The 5,960-nt window shown below is 68.8% G+C and carries 5 protein-coding genes; 1 reads left to right on the top strand and 4 read right to left on the bottom strand.

Going from position 1 to position 5,960, the window contains the following annotated elements; genetic code table 11:
- Window positions 1-24: 24 nt before the first annotated feature.
- The 4 genes from purH to SB4_RS18490 form a co-directional block, all read right to left on the bottom strand.
- Window positions 25-1,644, bottom strand: coding sequence for a bifunctional phosphoribosylaminoimidazolecarboxamide formyltransferase/IMP cyclohydrolase (gene purH, locus SB4_RS18505; RefSeq protein WP_058753727.1), 1,620 nt, complete (start codon window positions 1,642-1,644; stop codon window positions 25-27).
- A gap of 235 nt (window positions 1,645-1,879) precedes the next feature.
- Entirely contained in the window at window positions 1,880-3,610 is a 1,731-nt protein-coding gene (locus tag SB4_RS18500; RefSeq protein ID WP_241488700.1) for a heparinase II/III family protein, read from the bottom strand.
- Window positions 3,611-3,627: 17 nt separating this feature from the next.
- Window positions 3,628-4,284, bottom strand: a complete 657-nt coding sequence (rpe, locus tag SB4_RS18495; protein WP_058753725.1) for a ribulose-phosphate 3-epimerase — start codon at window positions 4,282-4,284, stop codon at window positions 3,628-3,630.
- A gap of 33 nt (window positions 4,285-4,317) precedes the next feature.
- The gene (locus tag SB4_RS18490; protein ID WP_420893905.1) at window positions 4,318-5,661 is read right to left on the bottom strand and encodes an RsmB/NOP family class I SAM-dependent RNA methyltransferase; all 1,344 of its coding nucleotides are present in this window, start codon (window positions 5,659-5,661) and stop codon (window positions 4,318-4,320) included.
- Between the two features lie 68 nt (window positions 5,662-5,729).
- Here SB4_RS18490 and SB4_RS19325 point away from each other — a divergent pair, with 68 nt between their 5' ends.
- Entirely contained in the window at window positions 5,730-5,891 is a 162-nt protein-coding gene (locus tag SB4_RS19325; RefSeq protein WP_082670284.1) for a DUF1674 domain-containing protein, read from the top strand.
- Window positions 5,892-5,960 lie beyond the last annotated feature (69 nt).

Below are 5,960 nucleotides of genomic sequence, written 5' to 3'. Positions count from 1 at the left end.
CCCCTTGCAGGGGAGGAAGTGAAATTAGTGCCGGAAGTGGCGCATGCCGGTGAATACCATCGCCAGCCCGGCCTCGTCGGCCGCCGCGATGACTTCGTCGTCGCGGATCGAGCCGCCCGGCTGGATCACCGCCGTCGCGCCAGCCTCGACCGCGGCCAGCAGGCCGTCGGCGAAGGGGAAGAAGGCGTCCGACGCCACCGCCGAACCGATGGTGCGGGGTTCCGCCCAGCCCGCCTTGTCGGCGGCGTCCTTGGCCTTCCACGCGGCGATGCGCGCCGATTCCAGACGATTCATCTGGCCCGCGCCTACGCCGGCGGTCGCGCCGCCCTTGGCATAGACAATCGCGTTCGACTTCACATGCTTGGCCACCGTCCAGGCGAAGCGGCAATCGGCCAGTTCCTGCTCCGTCGGCGCACGCTTGGTGACGACCTTCAGCATGTCGTCGGTCAGGCGGCCATTGTCGCGGCTCTGGACCAACAGGCCGCCCGCGATCGACTTCATCATCAGGCCGGGGCGCGCCGGGTTGGGCAGCTCGCCCGACAGCAGCAGGCGGAGGTTCTTCTTGCGAGCGAAGATATCCCGCGCTTCCGGCGAAGCGTCCGGGGCCACCACCACCTCGGTGAAGATGCCCGAGATCGCCTCGGCCGTCTCGGCATCGAGCGGACGGTTGCAGGCGATGATGCCGCCGAACGCCGACACCGTGTCGCAGGCGAAGGCCGCCTGATAGGCCTCCAGCAGCGTCTCGCCGCTCGCCACACCGCAGGGGTTGGCGTGCTTGACGATCACCACGGTCGGCGGGCCGTCGAGGAACTCGCTGACCAGCTCCAGCGCGGCATCGGCGTCGTTGAGGTTGTTGTAGCTCAGCGCCTTGCCCTGCAGCTGCTCGGCCTGGGCGATGCCCTGCCCACCGCGCTGCGGCAGATAGAGTGCGGCGACCTGATGCGGGTTCTCGCCGTAACGCAGCGTTTCGGGATGCTTGGTGAAGGCGAGCGGCAGGGTCGCCGGGAAGGCCTCGCCCTGATCGGCAAAGGCGAACCACTGGGCGATCGCCGAGTCGTAGGCGGCGGTGGCGGCGAACGCCTTGGCGGCGAGGCGCTGACGCGTCTTCAGCGTCGAGGCGCCGTCATTCGCGGCCAGCTCGGCCAGGAAGTCGGCATAATCGGCCGGGTCGGTCAGGATCGAGACATAGCCATGGTTCTTGGCCGCCGAACGCACCATCGACGGGCCGCCAATGTCGATATTCTCGATGATCTCAGGCCGCTCCGCGCCCTTCGCGACGGTCTGCTGAAAGGGGTAGAGGTTGACGACGACCAGGTCGATCGCGCCGATGCCATGCTCGGTCATCGCGGCGGCATGGGCGGGGTCGTCGCGCACCGCGAGCAGGCCGCCATGAACCATCGGGTGCAGCGTCTTGACCCGGCCGTCCATCATCTCGGGGAAGTTGGTCACCTCGGAGATGTCGCGCACAGGGAGCCCTGCATCGCGGATCGCCTTGGCCGTGCCGCCGGTCGAGACGAGGTCGACGCCCCGCTCGGCCAGCGCGCGGGCCAAGTCGATGACGCCGGTCTTGTCGGACACCGACAGCAGCGCGCGGCGGACCGGCACCAAATCGACGGAAGGAGCGGTGGGGAGCGAAACGGCCATCGGGCAGCGGGTCCTACATGCTGGGGAGAGTTTGCGGACCCGATAGACTCCGATTCGCCGAAGCGCAAAATGTGATTGGGGGAAGCGCCATTCCTCCCCTGTCAGGGGAGGTGGCAGGCCGCAGGCCTGACGGAGGGGTGTCACCAATCGTTGGGGCAGTCTTCACTCTCGAATGGGGACACCCCTCCACCATGCTTCGCATGGTCCCCCTCCCCTTGCAGGGGAGGAATATAGGTCACAACGCCCGTTTAAATGCCCAGCTGACATGCGCGCCGCCCGCAGGCGTCTCGCCGGCCACGACCAGCTGCTGGGTGGCCACCGGCCGTCCGGTGCCGTCGATCCACAGCGATTCCTCAATCGCCAGCGTGCCGCCGCGACAGCGGAACTGCCACAGCGCGCCGTCCTCCAGCCGCAGGATCGCCTGGCCGCTTTCGGCCGTGACCATCGCCTCCACCCCATCGCCGAGGTGGAAGCGCAGCGCGAAATTCGTGCTGCCCGCCTGCCGCTTGCGCCCCTCAGGGAGCAGCGCATCCTCACCGCGCAGCTCGCGGCCGTCGCCGGTCAGCAGCAGCTGGCGGCGATGGGTGAAGCCATAACGACGGACATAACCGTCATGGCTCGCCTCGATCCGGCTGGCCGCGTCCGATTCCTGGCGGCTGAGTTCCACCTGGGCGACCCCGCGCCCCAGCGTGCCGTCGGCATGGATGGCCGTGGAATTGCTGTCGCCCAGCGTCAGCGTCGAATGCGCCGCGGTGGTGCGCAGACCATGCGCTAGGCTGGCGGGCACCTGTGCCACGGTCGCGCGGGCGCCGCCGCAATTGACGACGATCCGCTGCGCGCCGTCCGAAAACTCGAAGGCGAGCGTCGAGGCGCAGCCACCCTCGATCGCGCGGGCGATCGGCGGGGGGGCGGCGTCCATGACCAGCACCGCCTGCGCCGCCGCCAGCCGCTGATAGCCCCAGTCGCCCGCCTGGCGCAGCGGCCGGGTGCGGACGCCCGATGCCTCGATCACGGCCGCGATCCGCTCCGGCGTTTCGGGGCCGGAGCCCTGCCAGCTCGACAGCGCCCGGTCGCCGTGCATGACCCCGAGCAGCGCGGAGATCATCCGCTGCAATCGCGTCTGGAACGGATCGGGAAAGGCCAGACCGCGCGCGTCATAGACTTCGCGCATCATGGTCAGCAGCATCACCGCGTCGAGCTGGACCGCAGGACTCCGCGCGATGACGCCGCCATCGGCGAACAGACCGGTGTCGAGCGCACGGGCCAGCCCCGCCTCGCCGAACGCCTGGCGCGGATCGCCGCCCGCCAGCAGCAGCCCGGCCGCGATCACCCCGCACCACGCGGCGATGCGCGCGACGCCGGGCGGGGCCTTGTCCGCACCGCGATCTAGATGCCGCGCGCCGCGCGCCATCGTGTTGAGCACACGCGAGCGATAGACGAGGTCGTTGGACGACAGGATCAGCGGCGCATGGGCGGTCCAGAACAGGATGCGCCGCCCCCACAGATCGGGCCGCCATGCGGTCGCATCGACCGTCTCGGCAAAGGCGTCGAGCCAGCGGCCCATGAGGTATTCGGCGATCGGCGCACCCTGTTGCCGGGTGGCGACCGTCGACAGATCGCGCAGCCACGCAAAGCTTTGCAGATGATCGGCAAAGCCGGTCGACCAGTCGGGCCGGGCGAAGTCGATCGACTCGACACCGCGCTCTTCGCCGCGCCAGTCCAGCACCCCGCCGAGCAGCGCATGGCCCCGCTCGATATCGCCCAGGATCGGGTCCTCGGGCACCGCCATCAGCTTGAGCGGATGCCGCCCCTTCAGCCGCAACGAATGCAGCGGCGTACGCCAGGTCAGCCGGTGAAGATGCTCGCTCAGCCGATCCGCCAGCGACAGCCCGCCGGTCTGGACACGGACGAGGCGTTTGCCTTCTTCGATACTGTCGGCGGCGATACGGGCCTCTTCAGCCCCCATGCGTTCACGCATTTCGCTCAACCGCGCAATGCGGCGATGTTCGCGGCGTAATGCTCCGGGCCACCCCGGAAGGCGGCGGTGCCCGCGACCAGCGCGTCGGCCCCCGCCTCGATACAGCGCTTGGCCCAGGCCGGATCGACACCGCCATCGACCTCCAGATCGATGGCGCGGCCCGAATGCTCGATCATCTTACGGATCGCCGCAATCTTCTTGAGCTGGCTCTCGATGAAGCTCTGCCCGCCGAAGCCCGGGTTCACGCTCATGACCAGGACCAGGTCGACCATGTCGATCAGATAATCCAGCATCTTGGCGGGCGTGGCGGGGTTCAGGACGACCCCGGCCCGCTTGCCCAGCCCCTTGATATGCTGGATCGTGCGGTGGATGTGCGGCCCCGCCTCCGGGTGGACGGTGATCGTGTCCGCCCCGGCCTCGGCAAAGGCGTCCAGATAGGCGTCGATCGGCGAGATCATCAGATGCACGTCGAACGGCTTGGTCGTATGCGGGCGCAGCGCCTTCACCACCGCCGGGCCGATGGTGATGTTGGGCACGAAATGCCCGTCCATCACATCGATGTGAATCCAGTCGGCGCCCGCAGCGTCGATGGCGCGGACTTCTTCCCCCAAACGGGCGAAATCGGCGGACAGGATGGAGGGTGCGATACGGACCGGGAGCATGGCATTTGTCCTTAACGTCATATCGCGCCCAAGTCAGCCTTTGCGTTGCAGCATCGCGATGAAGAACCCGTCGAGCCGCCCTTCCTTTGCGAGCATCGTCGGCAGGGTGCGAATCGTGCCCTTGTCCGTAATCCCCGGCCACGCACCGGTGATCGGAACCAGCGCGTAATCGGGGCGCTGATCGAGGAAGGCCGCGATCTGATTCTCGCCCTCTTCTGGCTCCAGCGAGCAGGTGGCATAGATCAAGGTCCCGCCGGGCTTCAGCCAGTCGGCGGCGCGGGTCATGATCACCCGCTGCAACGCCGCCATCTCGGCGATGATCGCGGGGCGGACGCGGTAGAGGACGTCCGGATGGCGGCGGAAGATGCCGCTGGCGCTGCACGGCGCGTCGACCAGGATCGCGTCGACCTGATCCTTCGGTGACCATTCGCGCAGGTCGGCGGTGACGATCTCGGCGGACTGGTTGGTACGCTCCAGATTTTCGGCGAGTCGGGCAAGGCGCGACTCGGACTGGTCGATCGCGGTGACGGTCCAACCGGCGGCGGCGAGCTGAAGCGTCTTGCCCCCCGGCGCGGCGCACAGGTCGAGCACATGGCCGCGCCCTTCGCCCAGCAGGCGCGCGGGGATCGAGGCGGCGAGATCCTGCACCCACCAGGCGCCCTCGTCGAAGCCCTGCAATTCCATTACCGCGCTGCCCGAAGGCAAACGCACATGGCCGGGGAGCAGGCTGACCCCGCCCAGTTTTTCCGTCCATTCTTGCGAGGCGGACGGATCGGCCAGCGTCAGGTCGAGCGGCGGCGGCGCGGCGATGGCATGGGCGGCGGCCTCGACCATCTCCTCGCCCCAATTCTCTTCCCACCGCGCCTCGGTGGCGTCGGGCAGCGCGGGGATTTCGGGGAGCAGCACGCCGCTCTTGGTGATGGTGCTGAAGACGCCGTGGACCAGCTTGCGCGGGCCACCATCGACCAGCGGCAGCACGGTCGAGATCGCGGCGTGCGGCGGCGTGCCCAGCGCCAGCACCTGGACGAGCGCGATGCGCAGGGCGAAACGCGCCTTGGCATCGTCGGGCAGCCGCTGCTTGGTCGCCGAGTCGATCAGCGCGTCGAGATCAGGCAGGCGGCGCAGCGTCTCGGCGGCGATAGCATGCGCCAGGCCCCGATCCGGCCCGCCCGGCAGCGCGCGAGTCGCCGAAGCGAGTGCGGCCTCCAGCGGCTCGCCCCGGCGCAGCACCGCGTCGAGCAGGCGGATGGCGGCGCGGCGGCTCGCGGTGCCCAGCGGCTCGGTCGGGCGCTGCTGCCGCCCGCGCCGGTCCTCGCCCTTGGGGCCACCGCGACGATCGGGACGGCCACGGGTCGGCGATTGGGGAGGACGTGTCACTTGGCAAAACTCCTGTCAGCCCCGACATGGGCTGCACTATATTCGCCCCTTAGTCGAAAGGACCGCTCATGGGCCAGCGCCCCGACCATGTGAAGCCGCCCGCCTATCTGTCCAAGAACCCGCCGGTGCCGGAACCCGAGGCCAAGCCGGAGCCCGAAGCCGACCCGTTGGGGAAGAATCCGGTGCGCTATGGGGATTGGGAATTGAAGGGCGTGGCGGTCGATTTTTGACCGCTTCTTTAAACCCCTCCTTCTTCTGAAGCCCCTCTCCCGGCAGGGGGAGGGGTTGGGGATGGGCAA

The organism is Sphingomonas sanguinis, assembly GCF_001476905.1.
Lineage (GTDB): Bacteria > Pseudomonadota > Alphaproteobacteria > Sphingomonadales > Sphingomonadaceae > Sphingomonas > Sphingomonas sanguinis_B.
This window is presented reverse-complemented; position numbering and strand designations above follow the sequence as displayed.